This window comes from Chryseobacterium fluminis (genome assembly GCF_026314945.1).
Lineage (GTDB): Bacteria > Bacteroidota > Bacteroidia > Flavobacteriales > Weeksellaceae > Chryseobacterium > Chryseobacterium fluminis.
The window spans coordinates 3,689,747-3,706,841 of the sequence record NZ_CP111121.1 but is presented as its reverse complement, the minus strand read 5'-3'; the positions used below and the strand labels follow the sequence as shown (position 1 = coordinate 3,706,841).

Below are 17,095 nucleotides of genomic sequence, written 5' to 3'. Positions count from 1 at the left end.
GTCTTATAGTCTTACGTCTATTTCTTCAAAGCTAAAATATATTTGTCAATATACCATTGCTTCTCTTTGGATTTGTATTGCTGAATATATCTCGGATGTTCCAATACCGTCATTTTATCAAAAAGCCGGGCTTCTTTATTCAATTTTGAAATAAAATCCGCATTCTTTTTTCCTAAGACAAAAACTTCAGAAGTATTGAGATTTAAACTGATGTGTTTTTTCAAAGAATCGATCATGAAATCTTTCACATCATTAAAAAGCTCTTTATCATCATAATAATTGGCATTAATCCGGCTTCCCTTAGATTTTCTGACTATCGCCAGCGGAAAAGGTGAATTGATGTAAATATCTCTGTAAAATTCTTCTGCACCACCGTATTCTGCGATCATATCATACATAAAAACTGAGGATATTTCGTGTGTATAAGCTGATTGCATCTTGATTCCGCAAACACTTTCCAGACGCTTTGTATCTGTAAAAGGAACGCCTGTAACTCCGGCCCCGTGACGGCTCGGATTGATCCCGATTATAAATTTTCTCGGGTTAGAATCATTGTAATATTGATGATAAAACTTTTGCATGGCAACCAATGTTTCAGGATTATCCAAATAAGGATTTAACACCTGAAAATCGCCCGGCAATTTTCCGGAGTACTTCAGGTTTTCATTAAATTCAACAACCTGTTCAGCGAAAGTTTTATACATATTTAGTCTTTTGGAAAAACGAAGTTTTCAGGCTCATCATCACTATCATCGTCCTCATAATCATCTTCGTCGCCTTCTTCGCTTAAAGCCAGTTCAATATCAATAAACTGAATGTAGAGACCACAGATTTCCTCATTGGCATCATATCCGAAATACACGGGATAAGTCCCATCCCCAAAACCGCTCGCGAACATCGGAATCTGATATTCTGTATTCGGAACCTTCCAATTGATCCAGTCTCCTGCCTCTCTTTGATTTTTCGGATTGTCTTTATAGTTTTGTGCGAAAAGTCCGGCAAAATAATCGTCGTACACATTCTCCACATTTATTTCATCTATAAATATATCTACAAAGGGCAATACTTCTGCATCAGTAATACATCCTAAACCGGCATCCACCCCAAATCCGAAATAGTCATCTTCGGTAACATCTTCCAGTTCTTCAATTCCCACCAGGGCTTCTCTGTAAATTACCGGTTTTTCTTTTGTAAATTCCACTTTTACCACAGCATATCGGTCGCCCCAGTCTTCAGATTTTACTACGGAAATGGTCACGGGAAAATTTCCTATCGGAGCCTGAACAAAATAAGGGGACTGATTGGCATTCAGAGCAACTAACGGGTCTCTTACCACTATTTTCCCGAAAGGCAACGATACATTTCCTATTTCCATGGTCTCCAACTGCTGACCTGCAATTTCGTTTGTCGTAAAATACGATTCAAGATCTGTGGGACAAACCAATATATCTTTCACTTCTTCGTACTTCTGTATCCATTTATTTTCCATATATATTTTTTTGAATTGATTTTATTCTTTAAAAATAGGAATCATTTAATCTAAATCAAAATCTTCTTCCTCTTTCAAGCCTTTTATAAAAGTTTCAAAATCTGCTGCCAGAAAAGTTTTTCTGTAATCTGCTTCTTGGTCCACATGCACAACTTCCGGCTCCCCATCTTTACCACACTTTGAATAATCCAGTAAGATCATATCGTGCCCGGCAGACGGACAGTCGCAAATATAGATCCCATCCTCCGGATATCCCCATTCTTCTATCATAAACCGACTTCCAAGTTCTCCACACACCGAGTATGTTTTTTCTCTTCCAATGCCCATAATTCCGGTGATTGCAATATGATCATCGGCCCATGAATTTTCTTCCGATGTGGGGAAACAGGATCTGTTGACCAGACCTCCATTCTGTATTCCCATAAGTTCGATATACGATGCCGGAAGTTTATAGCCCAGTTCTTCTTCAATAGAAGCTATCGCTGCATCATCAGGAAATTCTTCGATATAGTCCCTCTCCGAATAACTGCTTTCGTTCCAGAAACCGGTAAAGTCGAAGTCTTTGAAAAATTGTCGTTCCATATTTTCTTTTAAATAAATAAGATTGTGATTTTACTGTAAAAGTAATTATCATTTTTAATAAAAGGAGGCTCTTCAACGAAAATTTATATGAACAATTGATCCCTGTCAAGGTTTAAAACATTGACAAGGATCAAAAAAACCCCTTCCAGTAAAAACCAAAAGGGATATAAATTTATATTTTATTTTGAATTAAATCAATCCAAACTGTTCAAAATGATGGGTGAAATGTTTTTTATGCATCAGCTCCCACATTTCTTTATTCAGTTTTCCAAAGACGAAATTCATATGTTCTGCCTGTGGATTTTCTTTGTAATAAATCTGGAATCTTTTCAGATTATCCATGAAAGACTGCTTGGCGATATCCAGATTCTTATGTCTCAATTCCAGCAGTTTCTCATCTTCAGCTAAGAAAGGAGCGGGAAAATCTTTCGGCATTTTTCTGTGGTTGTACAAAGAATCCTGCCATTTTTCCAGCTGCTCTTCAGGAGTGAAACATTTGTCAGCTTCCGGCTCGCCAAGGCTTACCAAAACGCCATGTTCCAAATGCTCGATCATTTGCTGAGGAGACATTTTACCCCAAGTTGGCTGAGTGGATTCAGTTAATCTATTTAATGATTTCTGAATATTTTTTATGTTTAAATCGATAAAAGGAGACTGTTTCGCAACCAATGTTAAAATAGTGGCCACACAAACGGTTTCATCCCTTTGATTGACGACTTCCACCAGCCATTTTACTACTCCGGAAGGAATATTTCTTCCCTTCACTCCCCTGTTGATTTTTTCTTTCGCCGTTAGATAAACGGTTATGGTATCTCCGGCATAAACAGGCTTGAAGAACGAACAGTTTTCCAGTCCGTAATTTGCAATAACAGGTCCTTTTTTTCCTGAAACAAACAACCCGGCCGCTGCAGAAAGGATAAAATATCCATGAGCCACAGTCTTATCAAAGATCGTTCCCGTTAAACTTGTAGCATCCGTGTGGGCATAGAAATGATCCCATGAAACATTAGAGAAATTCACGATATCTGCATCAGTAACTGTTCTTCCTGCAGTTTCCAGAGAATCACCAACCTCAACTTCTTCAAAATATTTCTGAAAGGGATGTTTGTCTGAGAATTTTTTCTCTGCTCCCTGCTGATAAATTTTCGTAATTGCCGTCAGCGTATCCGGAGAACCCTGAATCGCCGTTTTTTGAAGGAAGAAATGAAGGCCATTCAGTCCGCCCATCTCCTCGCCGCCACCTGCTCTTCCGGGACCACCGTGCATTAATGTCGGAAGCGGAGAACCATGCCCGGTGCTTTCTTTCGCGTTGTCTCTGTTTAAGACGAAAATTCTACCATGCTGGGAAGCCATTTTCCATGAAGTTTCGGCGGTGAACTGATCATCATGTGAAATAATAGAACCTACCAAACTTCCTTTTCCTCTTTTTGCCAAGGCTGCCGCTTCTTCGGCATCCTTGTAAGGCATCAATGTAGAAACAGGACCGAAAGCCTCCACATCGTGAGAGACATTTTTTGTAAACGGGGAATCGTTTAAGAACAATTTCGGACTCATAAATGCTCCGTTCTCGTAATTGGCATCGACCAACTCGTGCTGTCCGTCGTAAACTAATTCTGTTTCCGCTTTCAATAGGTTTACTTTTCTTACCACCTCATCATACTGCTGTTTTCCGACCAAAGAACCCATTTTTGTTTCCCTGCTTAACGGGCTTCCGATTTTGGTCTGGTCCAACGCTTTAGATAGAGCATTCTGGACATCGCCGATTAAGTTTTCAGGAACGATAATTCTTCTGATCGCGGTACATTTCTGTCCGGCCTTCGTGGTCATTTCGTTACGGACCTCTTTGATGAACAAATCAAATTCCGGAGTTCCCGGTTTTGCATCTAATCCAAGAATTGAACAGTTCAGGGAATCTGCTTCCATATTGAAACGGACAGCATTTCCTGCTACAGAAGGTAAAGATTTCAATTTTCTGCCTGTTGTTGCTGAACCGGTGAACAAAACAGAATCTCCGTCCTGAACATAATCCAGAATATTTCCGGGCTCTCCACAGACCAATTGAACAGCTCCTTCAGGAAGAATACCGCTTTCGATCATATCCTGAAAAACCGCATTCGTTAAATAAGAACCAAACGGAGAAGGTTTTACAATGGACGGAACACCTGCCAATAAAGAAGTGGATAATTTTTCTAACATTCCCCAAACCGGAAAGTTATACGCATTGATCTGAACTGAAACCCCTTCACTCGGCGTTAAAATATGCGTTCCCAAAAAAGTTCCGTTGGCAGAAATTTTCTGCGTTTCGCCATCTACCCAAAACGGAGTATTCGGAAGCATTCTTTTCGCCAAACCTGAGTAAGTGAAGAAAGTTCCGAAACCGCCCTCAATATCCACCCAGGAATCGACATGTGTTGCCCCGGTTTTGTATGATAAATCGTAATATTTTTTCTTTCTTTCCAAAAGGTAAAGTGCTACTTTTTTCAACATTTCGCCACGATCATAGAATGTCATGGAAGAAAGATTTTTGTACCCGACCGTTCTTCCGTAGTCCAGAGCCTGCTCAAAATTCAGTCCTTCTGTATCGGAAATAGCAACCTGCTCTCCTGTCACGGCATTGTGCAAAGGAATGCCGTTTCCGGTCCCTTCGATCCATTCGCCGTAAATATAATTTTTTAATTTTTCCATATAATAGTTTATATTTTAATTTAACGATGTATCAATTTAACAGTTTACCAATGAGATACTTCGAAAATATCAGTATGACATTGTGCAATTGTTAGATTTTTACATTGGTATATTGTTACATTTTAAATTTTCGGTTCCTGATACGGAAATAGTTTCACCAAACCTTCATACAAACTTCTGTGGAGAATCGTTGCGTGATTATCTGTTTCCATCATTTTATATTCTACTGTCCAGTTTTTCTTATTTGATTTTTTAAGAAGATCATAAAGATTTTCTGCATCTTTCACCATTACCGGATGTTCGCCTTTTCCGACAGAAACGTAGACAAATTTCCTGATATCTTTACTTTTCGCGAGTAATTGAGGTGCCTGTTTTAAAAGACTTTCATCATCCCACCACAAACTGGGACTGATGATGAAATAGTTATTGAACAGCTCAGGCTTCTTTAATAAAATTTCCGTTGCTAACAATCCGCCCAACGATTGTCCAAAAATATAAGTATCTGTACTTTTGAACTGACTTTCAATATAAGGCTTTAACTCTTTTTCAAGGAAACCGATAAATTGATCCGAATGTCCCGTTGTAGGATAATCTTTCTGTAAATCTTTCAGATCCGTATGAAAAGTAAAGTCTCTTTTCCGATCAATATTGGCAACTCCCACCACAATGGTTTCCGGCATAGAATACATCTGATTAAAGAACTGGACCAATCCGGTAACGTGAATAAAATCTTCATTTATACTTCCATCCAATAAATAGATAATGGGGTAAGATTTTGTTTTATCAAAACTTTGCGGAAGATAGATGTTTAATATCCTGTCTTCATTTAAAACTTTAGACTTTATGGTTCTGATTTCTCCAATAGTCAAGGGTTTTACATTTTCAGTCTGGGCAAAAACCATAAAGTGGAATGTAAACAGAATACTGCAGAAAATGAGAAGTTTTTTTATCATATTTCTTTCTTTATTTATCATTTTTTCAAACCTCATAGGTTTTAGAAACCTATGAGGTTTCAATCGAAAACAACATTAACTTATTCATTTAAAAAACCTGTTAGGTTGGTTAAGTTCACTACCAATTATTCTAAATTAAAAAATCATACTCGATACTAGATTGATGATAATTTACAAAAACTTCCAATGAATCAAAATACTGCATGATTTCCATTCTATTCAATTTGCTATCTTTTTTAAGATTTAAATATGAATTATATGAAGAATGTTTCCATTGATCAAATTTATTTACAAGTCCATGGTTAAATGGATTATTATGGATATAATGCAAAACTTTTAATAAATATTTTTCGTCTGTTATTTTCTTACGTTTTATTGCGTTAAGAAAGAGAGCTCCTTTCCGGTTATACTTTTTATTAAAAGCTTTAGCATAAGAGTTCAGAAAATTACCCAAGTTTTTCATTAAAGAATGATGTTCATCTTCAGCATTTACGACCTCAATATTTTTAAATCTCAATAATAAATGAAAATGATTTGGCAACAAGCAATAGGCATAAATATCTGCAATTGGGATAATATATTTATCTAACTGCTTTAGAAAAAACTGATAATTTAGTTCTTCACGGAAAATCAATTCTTTTCCGTTCACATGAGAAAAGATGTGATAAACGGATTCAAACTCAAAACTTTCTGTGTTAATCATTATATCTTTACACTCTTAATTTTCTTAAAACCTAACGGGTTTTAAAAACCCGTTAGGTTTGTATACTCTTAAAACTATTTCACATCATCCCAAATACTGTAATCAACAACCTTCGTAGGAATCTGCTGAACATATTCTGTAAAAGGTTCACAAGGCAGAATGGCGTCTTTTCCTTCTCTTGCCAACTCCTGATACAATATTGTTCCTTCTGTTTTCCATTTGCTCATTTCATCCGAAACATCACGGATAATTTTTGCCGGGCTTCCAACGATCAGTTTTCTCGGTTCACATTTAAAATTGGCAGGCACAAAAGCCAAGGCTCCGATGATGCATTCGTCACCAATAACGGCTTTGTCCATCACAACAGCATTCATCCCCACCAGACAATTCCTACCAATGTGTCCGGAGTGAATAATCGCTCCATGACCGATGTGTGCAGATTCTTCCAAAATGGTTTCAATACCCGGAAAAACATGAAGGGTACAATTTTCCTGGACATTTGCACCGTTTTTGATGATAATCTTTCCCCAGTCACCACGAATTACTGCATTCGGGCCGATATAAACTTCTTCACCAATTTCAACGTTCCCGATGATTACTGCTTGCGGATGAACGTAAGCAGAAGGTTTGATAATGGGGCGAATTCCGTGATATGAGTAGATATTCATAATTTTAATTTGAAAATTTGAGAATGGGCAAATTTGAAAATTAAAACGCCGTGAAAACATTTTCAAATTTTCAAATTACCACATTTTCAAATTGATTTATACTTTTTCAATCACCATGGCATACCCTTGTCCGACACCGATACAAAGGGTACACAATGCATATTTTTTATCTTGCTTCTGGAGTTCCATTGCTGCAGAACCCACAATTCTTGCTCCGGAAACACCAAGTGGGTGACCGATGGCGATCGCTCCTCCGTTTGGATTGATCCTTGAATCATCATCTTTTAATCCTAATGTTCTGGTTACTGCCAAAGCCTGAGCAGCAAATGCTTCATTCAATTCAATGATATCCATATCATCTAAAGAGAGATTCAGCCTTTTTAATAATTTCTGAGTCGCTTCAACAGGTCCGATTCCCATGATTCTTGGTTCAACACCGGCAACGGATGATCCTAAGATTTTAGCTTTTGGTTTTAAACCATATTTTTTTACCGCTTCTTCACTTGCCAGAATTAAAGCTGCCGCTCCGTCGTTCATTCCGGAAGCATTTCCGGCTGTTACTGTTCCGCCCTCTTTTTTGAAAGCAGGACGAAGTTTACCCAATCCTTCTATTGAGGAAGTGGGTTTGATGAATTCGTCTGTATCGAAGATTTTTAGTTCTCCTTTCTTCTGGGGAATTTCAACTTTTACAATTTCTTCTGCCAGTCTTCCGCTTTGCTGAGCTTTAGTCGCTTTTTGCTGTGACCAAAGGGCAAATTTATCCTGATCCTCACGGCTGATGTTATGCATTTCTGCTAAATTTTCAGCAGTATCACCCATTGCATCTACTCCATACATTGCTTTCATTTTCGGATTGACAAATCTCCATCCGAAAGTGGTATCAAACATCTGACTGTCTCTGCCGAAAGCGGCACTCGGCTTTGACATTACATAAGGCGAACGCGTCATGTGCTCTACTCCACCTGCAATGTAAATTTCACCTTCACCTGCAGCAATGGAACGGAAAGCATTAGCTACCGCCGACATTCCCGAAGCACATAATCGGTTTACGGTTTCCCCTCCTATTCTGTATGGAAGTCCTGCCAATAAAAGTCCCATTCTGGCAACGTTTCTGTTATCTTCTCCTGCCTGATTGGCACATCCGAAAATAACGTCTTCAATTTCTTCAACAGGAACTTCAGGGTTTCTGGCTACGATTTCTTTTAAAACGACCGCCGCCAAATCATCGGCCCTAACTTCTGAAAGACCTCCGCTTAATTTTGAAATAGGAGTCCTTATGTAATCTATGATATATACGTTGTTCATAATTTTGATTTGAAAATGTGTTAATTTGAGAATTTGAAGATGAAATAAAGCATTAAAAGTAATTTTCAAATTACCTTATTTTCAAATTCTCAAATTTATAATTCCGTTACTTTTTTTCCGATCTTATACACTGTTCCGACAAATTTTGCCACCAATTCTTCATCCTGATTGGTAATTTTGATATCGTAAACAGCCGTTTTTCTCGTATCATTTACCAAAATACTCTCTGCTCTGAATAGATCACCTTCTTTTCCGGCCTTGGTAAAATTAATAATACAATTCAGTGCAACGGCCGCATCTCCGGTGTTGTTCGAAGAAAATGCCAATGCCGAATCCGCAAAAGCAAAGGTAACGCCCCCGTGAACGGTCTTAAGTCCGTTCAGCATCTCCTTTTTGATTGGCATTTCTATTAAGCAGTAATTTTCTTTGACGTCGATCAGTCTGATATTCATCCACTGGGAAAACTCATCCTGATTGAACATATAATCTGCTATTTGTCTTGGATTCATTTCTATACCTATATGTTTATTATTTCTTTATACAATTCATCCGATAATCTGTCGTAAATATTCATTGTTTTACCCAGAATGATTTGACCGTATGATAGATTTTCAGAATCTGATGAATTTCCAGAGGGATAGGAAAGGTTTAAATCAATTCCACTCTCATTAGCTAACCTTCTGATCAGTTCTTTATATTTTTCATTAAACTTTCCTAAAAGTTCAAGTCTTTCCTCATCATTAGCAGAAGAAGCTTCCTGAGTTAAGTATTGTTTTTCAATTAGAAGCCTAGTTTCTAACTCAGCCCTGAATTCATCGATATCCATAATATTAATTTGAAAATGAAATAAATTTGAGAATTTGAAAATGGAAACCTGTTTGAATGAATTTCCAAATTAGCAAATTTTCAAATTTTCAAATTGTCTAATTCAATTTGCGTAATAACGGGCTTTGTCTGTATCTTTCCTCCTGATACTCTATGTGCAGATTTTGCAGGGTTTCGGATATTTTTGAATAACCTATTTCTTTTCCCCACGCCAGTAAACCTTTTGGATAGTTTACGCCTCTCTGCACTGCTAATTCAAGATCTTCATCACTGGCAACACCTAATCGTTTAGCTTCCACAGCTTCGTTGATCAGCATGGAAATAATTCTTAAAAATATCTGTTGGTACAATGCATCATTTTTCTCTGCAACCGGATTCTGAGCATCTTCTGAATAATTGTAAAACCCTTTCCCTGTTTTTCTGCCGTGAAGTTTTGCTTCAGACATTCTCTGCTGAAGAAGGGAAGGTTTATATTTCGGATCGTAGAAATATTCGTTATACACCGTTTTTGTAACTGAGAAATTTACATCAACCCCAATGAGATCCATTAATTCAAAAGGTCCCATTTTGAAGTTACCGATTGTTTTCATTGCATCATCAACCTGCTCTATAGTTGCAATATTTTCTTCAACGATTCTCAAAGCTTCCCCGTAGTAAGGCCGGGCAATTCTGTTGACAATAAATCCGGGAATATCCTTTGCGACAACTGGAGTTTTTCCCCAATCTTTCATCAGACTGCAGATTTTTTCCGCTAACGATTTTTCTGTTAATAGTGATGGAATAACCTCAACCAAAGGCATCAGAGGCGCCGGATTGAAAAAATGAATTCCGATAAAACGCCCGGGTTTCTGTAATTCCGCACCGAGAGAGGTGATGGAAATGGATGATGTATTAGAACCAATCACACAGCTTTCTGAAACGTGTTTCTCCAATTCTGTGAAGACTTTGGTTTTAATTTCTTTATTTTCGATGATGGCTTCGATTACTAATTCGCAATCTTTGAAGTCCTTCATTTCTGTAGCGATGGAAATATTTGCCAAAATTTCAGTCATTTTTTCTGCTGAAATTTTTTGTTTATCAACCAGCCTGGTTAATGTTTTTTCCAAACCTACAGTAGCCGTTTCTACTTGTTTTGGGTTAGCATCATAAACCCAAACTTTGCATCCGTTCGTTGCGGCTACTTGTGCGATGCCGATTCCCATTGTTCCGGCACCGATAATTCCTACATTCATATTTTAAATTTGAAAATTTGAAAATGAGTTAATTTGAAAATTATTTCACCTTCGAACTTGAAATAATTTTAGACAGAATTAGTAGAATTTCCTTTAAATCTGAAATTAATTTTTCGTTTGGTGATTTCAGATGTGGAGACTTTAAGCATAACAAAAGCCAATATTCCGTTTCATCAGCTTCTTTCGCAGCGATTTTTAATTTATGAATAAAATCTGCCTTGCTTTCTGCATTTTGAGCTTCTTTTATATTTGCCCCAATGGAAGTTCCTGACTTAAAAATCTGATTTGCTAAAGGAAATCTTTTATCTACATATAAATCTTCCGAAAATTCAATGATGTTCAATGCAAAGTCGAAGGTCTTATTTACAATAATATTTTCTTTGTCATTTCTCATTTTAATTATTTAATCCTTTTTAAACATTTTCAAATTCTCAAATTAATTCATTTTCAAATTGATTATCTTCCTTTATAATCAGGTTTTCTTTTTTGTAAAAAAGCACTTACGCCTTCTTTAAAATCTTCTGTTTCTGCTGCGGTCTGCTGTAAATCCCCCTCTAATTCCAATTGCTCTTTCAGGCTGTTGCTGTAAGATGCGGCGAATGCTTTTTTAGTTAATTTAATGGCAGCAGTCGGCATATTAGACATCTTCTCAAGGATTTCCATTGATTTTGGCACAAATTCTTCCTCACTGAAAACTTCAGCCACCAAACCGTAAGATTTTGCCTCATCGGCAGATAATCTCTTTCCGGTAAATGCTAAATAATTTGCCAATTGCCTTCCCAGTAATTTTGGTAAAAAATAGGTTCCTCCGGTATCAGGAATTAAACCGATATTGGAGAACGCCTGTGCAAAATATGATTTATCAACCGCTAACACGAAATCAGAAATGAGAGCCAACATGGCACCGGCTCCCACTGCAGGACCGTTTACCAGGGCTACCACAGGTTTTTTACAGCGTGTGATTTCCAATACCAAAGGATTGTAATAGTCTACCACAATTTTTCTGATGATATCATTGTCATGATGCTCATTCCCCTGAACAAAAGCATCATCCAGATTCTGACCGGAACAAAAAGCTCTGCCTCTACCGGAGATCGCTACACATCTTACGGTAGGATCTTCGCTGCATTCTTTAACAAAATCTTTCAGGTCCGATAAAGACGGCTTCGTAAGCGCGTTCATAGTATCCGGTTGATTCAGATAAGCAATTTTCAGCTTCCCCTCAAAATGCGATTCAATATCGAGTTGTGTATACATAGTATTGATTTTTTTAATTTGAAAATGTTTTAAAGTAATTTTTATTAATTAGCTCATTCTCAAATTTACATATTTTCAAATTGTTTAGTGACATTTAAAATAGTCAAAAGGTTCCAGGCAGTCCAGACATTGATAGGATGCTTTACACAGGGTTGATCCGAATCTGCTGATCTGTTTTGAATTCATAGACCCGCAACGCGGACATTTTTTAGGTTTCCCGATATGATGTTCGTCGGCTCCTTTTTCGGGAGGTGTAATTCCGTAAACACGGAGTTTTTCTCTCGCTTCATCTGTCAGCCAGTCTGTTGTCCAGATCGGAAACATTTTGGTGACTACTTTCGCATCCCAACCATTCTCTTTCATCAGTTTAATGATATCCTCCTCGATGGTAAACATAGCGGGGCAGGCAGAATAAGTCGGCGTAATCGTTACTTCACAAGAATTCTCGCCGGTAACTTTGGCTTCTCTTACAATGCCTAATTCCACGATATTAATGACCGGAATTTCCGGATCGGGAACGAGTTCTAATATTTCTAAAGGTTTTTTCATTGATTAATTTGAGAATTAAAAAATTTGAAAATTTGAAAATGTAAAGTAGTTTGCCATTTTCAAATTAACTCATTTTCAAATTAACTCATTAACATTTTTACCATGTACACCCCGGATACGCTCGCTGCATGTATTGCAATTCACAAAGCATAAATCCGAAATATTCTGTGTGATAACCTGTTCTTGATTTTGGCTGCATAAAAGGATTCGTAGGATATTCTAAACCGAAATCCGCGAAATCTTTCTGTGTAATCACAAGAAATTCTTCATAGAGTGCCTCTGTATTAGGAGCTATGTTTAAAGCTACCAAATCATCCTCTCCTTCTGTTTTTGCGAACAGACCCTTGGTGTATTCCCAGATATTTTCAATGGATTTTACCAAACGGGATCTACTTTCTTCTGTTCCCTGCGCGAAAATTTTCATCCATGATGCCGCGTGCGTATAATGATATCGCACTTCTTTCAAAGACTTTTGAGCAATGGCTGAAAGTTCTTCGTTGGTAGAATTTGATAATGCCTCGTACATTAATTTCTGATACACTGAGAAAACATACACCTTTAAAATCGTCTGAGCATAGTCTTCATTCGGAAGTTCTGTCCAGTGCGCATTCAGATATTCGTGCTCATATCGTAAAAATGCCAAGTCATCTTCACTTTTGCCGTTATCAATCACTCTTGAAACGTAAACATAAAAGTTATTCGCCTGTCCAAGTTCATCCAACGCGATGTTCGTTAATGCAATATCTTCTTCCAGATAAGGACCTTCACCACACCATGCAGACAAACGCTGGCCCATGATGAAACTGTCGTCTGCTAGTTTTAATAGATAATTATATAATGGGTTCATTATTTTTTAATTTGAAAATTTGAAAATTAGTTAATTTGAAAATTGATTCATTGCCTTAATTGAAAAATTTGAAAATAATTAACGGAGTTAAAGTAATTTTCAAATTTTCAAATTATTACATTTTCAAATTATTAATCTACATATTTTTTACATCGTTCGGGATCTCGTAGAATGTCGGGTGACGGTATAGTTTGTCGTCAGCAGGATCAAAGAAAGCTTCCTTATCCACTCCCTCTGAAGTCACAATATATTTACTTGGAACTACCCAGACTGATGTTCCTTCTTTTCTTCTCGTATAAACGTCTCTTGCATTTTGCAGAGCCATCTCTGCTGTTGGTGCCTGTACAATTCCAACGTGTTTGTGAGATAATCCCGGTTTAGTCTGAATAAACACTTCCCACATATCTAAGTTTGCCATATTTAATTTGAAAATTTGAAAATTGGTTAATTTGAAAATGATGAATCGTCGTCATTGAAAATTTGAGAATAATTAACGTGGTTAAGGTCATTTTCAAATTTTCAAATTAGTACATTTTCAAATTATATTACTTCTTTTTGTTCTTTTTCAGCGAAAGCTGCTGCGGCTTCTTTTACCCAGGAATTTTCCCTCTGTGCTTTTCTCTTGGTTTCGATACGCTTTTTGTTGGCAGGGCCGTTTCCTTTTAAAATTTCCATAAATTCATCCCATGGAAGTTCTCCGAAATCGTAATGCTGTCTTTCTTCGTTCCATTTCAGATCTTTATCCGGAATGGTTAATCCTAAGAATTCAGCCTGAGAAACCGTAACGTCAATAAATCTCTGACGAAGGCTGTCGTTACTTTCTCTTTTTACTCTGTAATTCATAGAAATCTTAGAGTTCGGCGAGCTGTCGTCATTCGGACCGAACATCATTAAAGCCGGCCACCAGAAACGGTTTAATGAAGCCTGGGCCATTTCTTTCTGCTGTTTTGTTCCACGGCAAAGTGCCATCAAAATCTCATATCCCTGTCTTTGGTGGAAAGATTCTTCTTTACAGATTTTCACCATTGCTCTTGAATAAGGGCCGTAAGAATTCCCCATCAGCATCACCTGGTTCATAATGGCTGCACCATCTACCAGCCAGCCGATAGCACCGATATCTGCCCAGCTCAATGTAGGATAATTGAATATACTTGAATATTTCGCTTTTCCTTCCAGCATATCCTCATAAGTCGCGTCGCGGTCTGCTCTGATGGTTCCGTTTCCTAAAGTTTCAGTGGCTGAATACAGGTATAAACCGTGGCCTGCCTCATCCTGAACTTTAGCTAAAAGAGCCATTTTCCTTCTCAATGAAGGTGCTCTGGAAATCCAGTTGGCTTCCGGCAGCATCCCTACGATTTCGGAATGGGCATGCTGAGAAATCTGACGAACCAATAATTTCCTGTAATCATCTGGCATTACATCTTTTGGTTCTACTTTATTTTCGTCGTGTACGTATTGTACAAATTTTTCTAAATCCATTGTTTTTTAATTTGAAAATGTATTAATTTGAAAATTTGAGAATTAGGTAATCTGAAAATTAAAATGCAAAAACGGCATTTTCAAATTAGCACATTTCCTCATTTTCAAATTGTCTTAAACATCATAATTAAGCATCACCACATTCGTTGTCGGGTGACATTGACAGGTAAGAACGAAGCCTCTGGCTACTTCTTCTTCGGTAAGCGCGTAGTTTTTCTCCATGAAAACTTCTCCTTCCAGAACTTCGGCTTTACACGTACAACAAACGCCTCCTTTGCATGCAAAAGGCACAGGAAGATTGTCTTTCAATGCTTTATCTAAGATACTCTCTTTTTTAGAATTAAGGTGGAACGAATATTCATCATCATCAATGATAACGGTTACCATACTTTCGATATTGGCAATAGCCTTGAATTCGTCGCTCATTTCTTCAGAATTTTCTTCGTCAGGAGCAGTAAAATACTCAAATAAAACCTGTATCGCCGGCACTTTTTTATCTTTTTTCAGATAATCTGCAATTCCCTTAATCATTTCTGAAGGTCCGCAGATAAAGAAAGTCGATTCTTTAACATCGATATCCGCATATCTTTCAAACAGCTGATCTAATTTTTCAGGGGAAATTCTTCCTTCGAAAATCGGATCTTCATGCTGCTCACGGCTTACTAAATAAACCACTTTCAGTCTTCCTTTAAAAGTATCCACCAATTGATCAATTTCAGCCTTTTTCATGACATGATTCATGCTTCTGTTGCTGTAAAACAGATATGCATTGGAATTGGGCTCCTGGTAGAGGCTCTCTTTGATATTGGACAGTACCGGAGAAATTCCGCTTCCTGCCGCCAAACCAACATACGTTTTTACGTTTGTCGGATGATAAGAAGTATTGAAACCCCCCATTGGAGGCATTACCTCAAGGATTTCATCCATGTGAAGATGCTCGTTGAAATACCCGGAAACTTTTCCGTTTTCCAGTAATTTCACCAATACTTCCAGCGTATTGCTTTTTTCACTCGGCGCATTGCAGATCGAATAAGAACGTCTCTCCTCATTCCCGTTGATCATCATCCGGAAATTCAGATACTGTCCCTGCTTGAATCTGAATTTATCTTTCAGTTCTTCAGGAATTTCAACGGCTACATTGACAGCATCGTTGGTATCTTTCTGAACCCTTACCGTTTTTAATTTATAAAATGAATTCATTTTGTTTTTAGTATTCTGTTAATTTTTCCACCTTCGCATTTAGGTAAGCTATCCTGAGCATGAATTTTCACATTTGTTGTAATTCCTACCCTTCTTTTTATTTCATTCTCGATGCTTTTTCCAAAATTTTGCGTGAAATTAAGGTATTCATCTGAATTGATATTTAAATTTTCTGCCGTCAACAATTCATCATCAATTTCTACATCAACATCCAATGCTACACACATCTGTTCTTTTTCAACGGGAGTAAAATAATAATTCGGAACCACCCCTTTTACATGTGAAAAAGCTTCTTCAATCTGGCTTGGATATACATTGACTCCTCTTACGATCAGCATATCATCGGCTCTTCCGAGAATGGGCCTCATTTTCACCATCGTTCTTTTCTGATTTTCATCATAATAGAGACTGGTAATATCGTTTGTCCAGTACCGCAAAAGAGGCATTGCTTTTTTCGTTAATGTGGTGATCACCAAAACTCCTTCTTCCCCAAAAGGAACAGGCTCTTTTGTAACCGGATTTAAAATTTCCGGATAGAAATGATCTTCCCATATATAGGAGCCCCCTTTTTCCTCGAAATCTTCCATCGAAACGCCAGGACCAATGATTTCGCTTAACCCATAAATATTAGTCGCATGAACACCTAATCTTTCTTCAATATGATGTCTTATTAATTCCGTCCAGGGCTCTGATCCTAATACCGCATATTTTAAGCTGATTTCGTCTGCTGAAATGCCTCTCTTTGCAAATTCATCAGCAATGGTCAGCGCATATGAAGGCGAGCAGCATAATACTTCGGGCTTAAAATCGATGATTAAATCTACCTGTCTTACCGTCATTCCTCCTGAAATCGGGAGAACGCTCATTCCTAATTTTTCTGCCCCGTAATGAAGACCAAGTCCGCCCGTAAAAATTCCGTACCCGTAAGCATTGTGCAATTGCATTCCCGGTCTTGCTCCTGCTGCATTTAATGATCTTGCAACCACTTCGCTGAATACCCCCACATCTTCCTTAGTATATCCTACCACTGTCGGTTTTCCCGTTGTTCCGCTCGAACAGTGAATTCTCTGTAATTCTTCTTTCGGAACAGTAAATAATCCGAACGGATACTGATCTCTTAAATCCTGTTTGTAAGTAATCGGGAGTTTTGTAATATCTTCAATCGACCTGACATCCTGTGGGATTATTCCCGCTTCATTAAATTTCCTTTTATAAAATTCCGACTTTTCTCCAAGATAATCAACCAATTCAACCAACCGCTCAGACTGAAGCTGTCTCAACTGGTCGAGCTTCAAATATTCAACATCAAAATCCATAGCTA

At 37.6% G+C, this 17,095-nt stretch carries 19 protein-coding genes; all 19 read right to left on the bottom strand.

Annotated elements, in window-relative coordinates:
- Positions 1-17 precede the first annotated feature (17 nt).
- A complete protein-coding gene (locus tag ODZ84_RS16995) occupies positions 18-704 on the bottom strand; it encodes an SMUG2 DNA glycosylase family protein (RefSeq protein WP_266173588.1) in 687 nt (228 codons plus the stop codon).
- 2 nt (positions 705-706) lie between these two features.
- The gene (locus ODZ84_RS16990) at positions 707-1,489 is read right to left on the bottom strand and encodes a DUF4241 domain-containing protein (RefSeq protein ID WP_266173587.1); all 783 of its coding nucleotides are present in this window, start codon (positions 1,487-1,489) and stop codon (positions 707-709) included.
- A 45-nt stretch (positions 1,490-1,534) separates the two neighbouring features.
- Positions 1,535-2,071 carry an SMI1/KNR4 family protein gene (locus ODZ84_RS16985; RefSeq protein ID WP_266173586.1) on the bottom strand — a complete coding sequence of 179 codons (537 nt, stop codon included), beginning with the start codon at positions 2,069-2,071 and terminating at the stop codon, positions 1,535-1,537.
- A gap of 189 nt (positions 2,072-2,260) precedes the next feature.
- Positions 2,261-4,756 carry a phenylacetic acid degradation bifunctional protein PaaZ gene (gene paaZ, locus ODZ84_RS16980; RefSeq protein WP_266173585.1) on the bottom strand — a complete coding sequence of 832 codons (2,496 nt, stop codon included), beginning with the start codon at positions 4,754-4,756 and terminating at the stop codon, positions 2,261-2,263.
- Between the two features lie 122 nt (positions 4,757-4,878).
- Positions 4,879-5,730: an alpha/beta hydrolase gene (locus ODZ84_RS16975; RefSeq protein WP_266173584.1), complete on the bottom strand. Its 852-nt coding sequence runs from the start codon at positions 5,728-5,730 to the stop codon at positions 4,879-4,881.
- A 109-nt stretch (positions 5,731-5,839) separates the two neighbouring features.
- The gene (locus tag ODZ84_RS16970; RefSeq protein WP_266173583.1) at positions 5,840-6,412 is read right to left on the bottom strand and encodes a transposase; all 573 of its coding nucleotides are present in this window, start codon (positions 6,410-6,412) and stop codon (positions 5,840-5,842) included.
- Between the two features lie 74 nt (positions 6,413-6,486).
- Positions 6,487-7,080 carry an acyltransferase gene (locus ODZ84_RS16965; protein ID WP_266173582.1) on the bottom strand — a complete coding sequence of 198 codons (594 nt, stop codon included), beginning with the start codon at positions 7,078-7,080 and terminating at the stop codon, positions 6,487-6,489.
- A 96-nt stretch (positions 7,081-7,176) separates the two neighbouring features.
- Entirely contained in the window at positions 7,177-8,385 is a 1,209-nt protein-coding gene (pcaF, locus tag ODZ84_RS16960; protein ID WP_266173581.1) for a 3-oxoadipyl-CoA thiolase, read from the bottom strand.
- Positions 8,386-8,480: 95 nt separating this feature from the next.
- On the bottom strand, positions 8,481-8,894 hold the full coding sequence (locus ODZ84_RS16955; RefSeq protein WP_266173580.1) for a PaaI family thioesterase: 414 nt from the start codon (positions 8,892-8,894) through the stop codon (positions 8,481-8,483).
- Positions 8,895-8,902: 8 nt separating this feature from the next.
- A complete protein-coding gene (locus ODZ84_RS16950) occupies positions 8,903-9,211 on the bottom strand; it encodes a hypothetical protein (protein ID WP_266173579.1) in 309 nt (102 codons plus the stop codon).
- A 97-nt stretch (positions 9,212-9,308) separates the two neighbouring features.
- Positions 9,309-10,442, bottom strand: a complete 1,134-nt coding sequence (locus ODZ84_RS16945) for a 3-hydroxyacyl-CoA dehydrogenase NAD-binding domain-containing protein (RefSeq protein ID WP_266173578.1) — start codon at positions 10,440-10,442, stop codon at positions 9,309-9,311.
- A gap of 40 nt (positions 10,443-10,482) precedes the next feature.
- Positions 10,483-10,836 (bottom strand): four helix bundle protein, encoded by a 354-nt coding sequence (locus ODZ84_RS16940; protein ID WP_266173577.1) that lies wholly within the window; start codon positions 10,834-10,836, stop codon positions 10,483-10,485.
- 62 nt (positions 10,837-10,898) lie between these two features.
- Positions 10,899-11,699, bottom strand: coding sequence for an enoyl-CoA hydratase/isomerase family protein (locus tag ODZ84_RS16935; RefSeq protein ID WP_266173576.1), 801 nt, complete (start codon positions 11,697-11,699; stop codon positions 10,899-10,901).
- Positions 11,700-11,783: 84 nt separating this feature from the next.
- Positions 11,784-12,248 carry a 1,2-phenylacetyl-CoA epoxidase subunit PaaD gene (gene paaD, locus ODZ84_RS16930; RefSeq protein ID WP_266173575.1) on the bottom strand — a complete coding sequence of 155 codons (465 nt, stop codon included), beginning with the start codon at positions 12,246-12,248 and terminating at the stop codon, positions 11,784-11,786.
- A gap of 97 nt (positions 12,249-12,345) precedes the next feature.
- A complete protein-coding gene (paaC, locus tag ODZ84_RS16925; RefSeq protein WP_266173574.1) occupies positions 12,346-13,095 on the bottom strand; it encodes a 1,2-phenylacetyl-CoA epoxidase subunit PaaC in 750 nt (249 codons plus the stop codon).
- Between the two features lie 136 nt (positions 13,096-13,231).
- Positions 13,232-13,513 carry a 1,2-phenylacetyl-CoA epoxidase subunit PaaB gene (gene paaB, locus ODZ84_RS16920; protein ID WP_002981782.1) on the bottom strand — a complete coding sequence of 94 codons (282 nt, stop codon included), beginning with the start codon at positions 13,511-13,513 and terminating at the stop codon, positions 13,232-13,234.
- 122 nt (positions 13,514-13,635) lie between these two features.
- On the bottom strand, positions 13,636-14,574 hold the full coding sequence (gene paaA, locus ODZ84_RS16915) for a 1,2-phenylacetyl-CoA epoxidase subunit PaaA (RefSeq protein ID WP_266173573.1): 939 nt from the start codon (positions 14,572-14,574) through the stop codon (positions 13,636-13,638).
- A 114-nt stretch (positions 14,575-14,688) separates the two neighbouring features.
- Complete coding sequence (locus ODZ84_RS16910) at positions 14,689-15,774, bottom strand: 2Fe-2S iron-sulfur cluster-binding protein (RefSeq protein ID WP_266173572.1); 1,086 nt, start codon at positions 15,772-15,774, stop codon at positions 14,689-14,691.
- Positions 15,771-17,090 carry a phenylacetate--CoA ligase family protein gene (locus ODZ84_RS16905; protein WP_266173571.1) on the bottom strand — a complete coding sequence of 440 codons (1,320 nt, stop codon included), beginning with the start codon at positions 17,088-17,090 and terminating at the stop codon, positions 15,771-15,773. The genes ODZ84_RS16910 and ODZ84_RS16905 overlap by 4 nt, the downstream gene beginning before the upstream one ends.
- Between the last annotated feature and the right edge of the window lie 5 nt (positions 17,091-17,095).

Bases quoted from the DNA above. Each gene is read 5' to 3' on its own strand.
- ODZ84_RS16940 (WP_266173577.1), bottom strand. From the start codon at position 10,836: ATGAGAAATGACAAAGAAAATATTATTGTAAATAAGACCTTCGACTTT.
- ODZ84_RS16975 (WP_266173584.1), bottom strand. From the start codon at position 5,730: ATGATAAATAAAGAAAGAAATATGATAAAAAAACTTCTCATTTTCTGC.
- paaA (WP_266173573.1), bottom strand. From the start codon at position 14,574: ATGGATTTAGAAAAATTTGTACAATACGTACACGACGAAAATAAAGTA.
- ODZ84_RS16985 (WP_266173586.1), bottom strand. From the start codon at position 2,071: ATGGAACGACAATTTTTCAAAGACTTCGACTTTACCGGTTTCTGGAAC.
- ODZ84_RS16995 (WP_266173588.1), bottom strand. From the start codon at position 704: ATGTATAAAACTTTCGCTGAACAGGTTGTTGAATTTAATGAAAACCTG.
- pcaF (WP_266173581.1), bottom strand. From the start codon at position 8,385: ATGAACAACGTATATATCATAGATTACATAAGGACTCCTATTTCAAAA.
- paaD (WP_266173575.1), bottom strand. From the start codon at position 12,248: ATGAAAAAACCTTTAGAAATATTAGAACTCGTTCCCGATCCGGAAATT.
- ODZ84_RS16910 (WP_266173572.1), bottom strand. From the start codon at position 15,774: ATGAATTCATTTTATAAATTAAAAACGGTAAGGGTTCAGAAAGATACC.
- paaC (WP_266173574.1), bottom strand. From the start codon at position 13,095: ATGAACCCATTATATAATTATCTATTAAAACTAGCAGACGACAGTTTC.
- ODZ84_RS16970 (WP_266173583.1), bottom strand. From the start codon at position 6,412: ATGATTAACACAGAAAGTTTTGAGTTTGAATCCGTTTATCACATCTTT.
- ODZ84_RS16905 (WP_266173571.1), bottom strand. From the start codon at position 17,090: ATGGATTTTGATGTTGAATATTTGAAGCTCGACCAGTTGAGACAGCTT.
- ODZ84_RS16990 (WP_266173587.1), bottom strand. From the start codon at position 1,489: ATGGAAAATAAATGGATACAGAAGTACGAAGAAGTGAAAGATATATTG.
- ODZ84_RS16935 (WP_266173576.1), bottom strand. From the start codon at position 11,699: ATGTATACACAACTCGATATTGAATCGCATTTTGAGGGGAAGCTGAAA.
- ODZ84_RS16955 (WP_266173580.1), bottom strand. From the start codon at position 8,894: ATGAATCCAAGACAAATAGCAGATTATATGTTCAATCAGGATGAGTTT.
- paaZ (WP_266173585.1), bottom strand. From the start codon at position 4,756: ATGGAAAAATTAAAAAATTATATTTACGGCGAATGGATCGAAGGGACC.
- ODZ84_RS16965 (WP_266173582.1), bottom strand. From the start codon at position 7,080: ATGAATATCTACTCATATCACGGAATTCGCCCCATTATCAAACCTTCT.
- ODZ84_RS16950 (WP_266173579.1), bottom strand. From the start codon at position 9,211: ATGGATATCGATGAATTCAGGGCTGAGTTAGAAACTAGGCTTCTAATT.
- ODZ84_RS16945 (WP_266173578.1), bottom strand. From the start codon at position 10,442: ATGAATGTAGGAATTATCGGTGCCGGAACAATGGGAATCGGCATCGCA.
- paaB (WP_002981782.1), bottom strand. From the start codon at position 13,513: ATGGCAAACTTAGATATGTGGGAAGTGTTTATTCAGACTAAACCGGGA.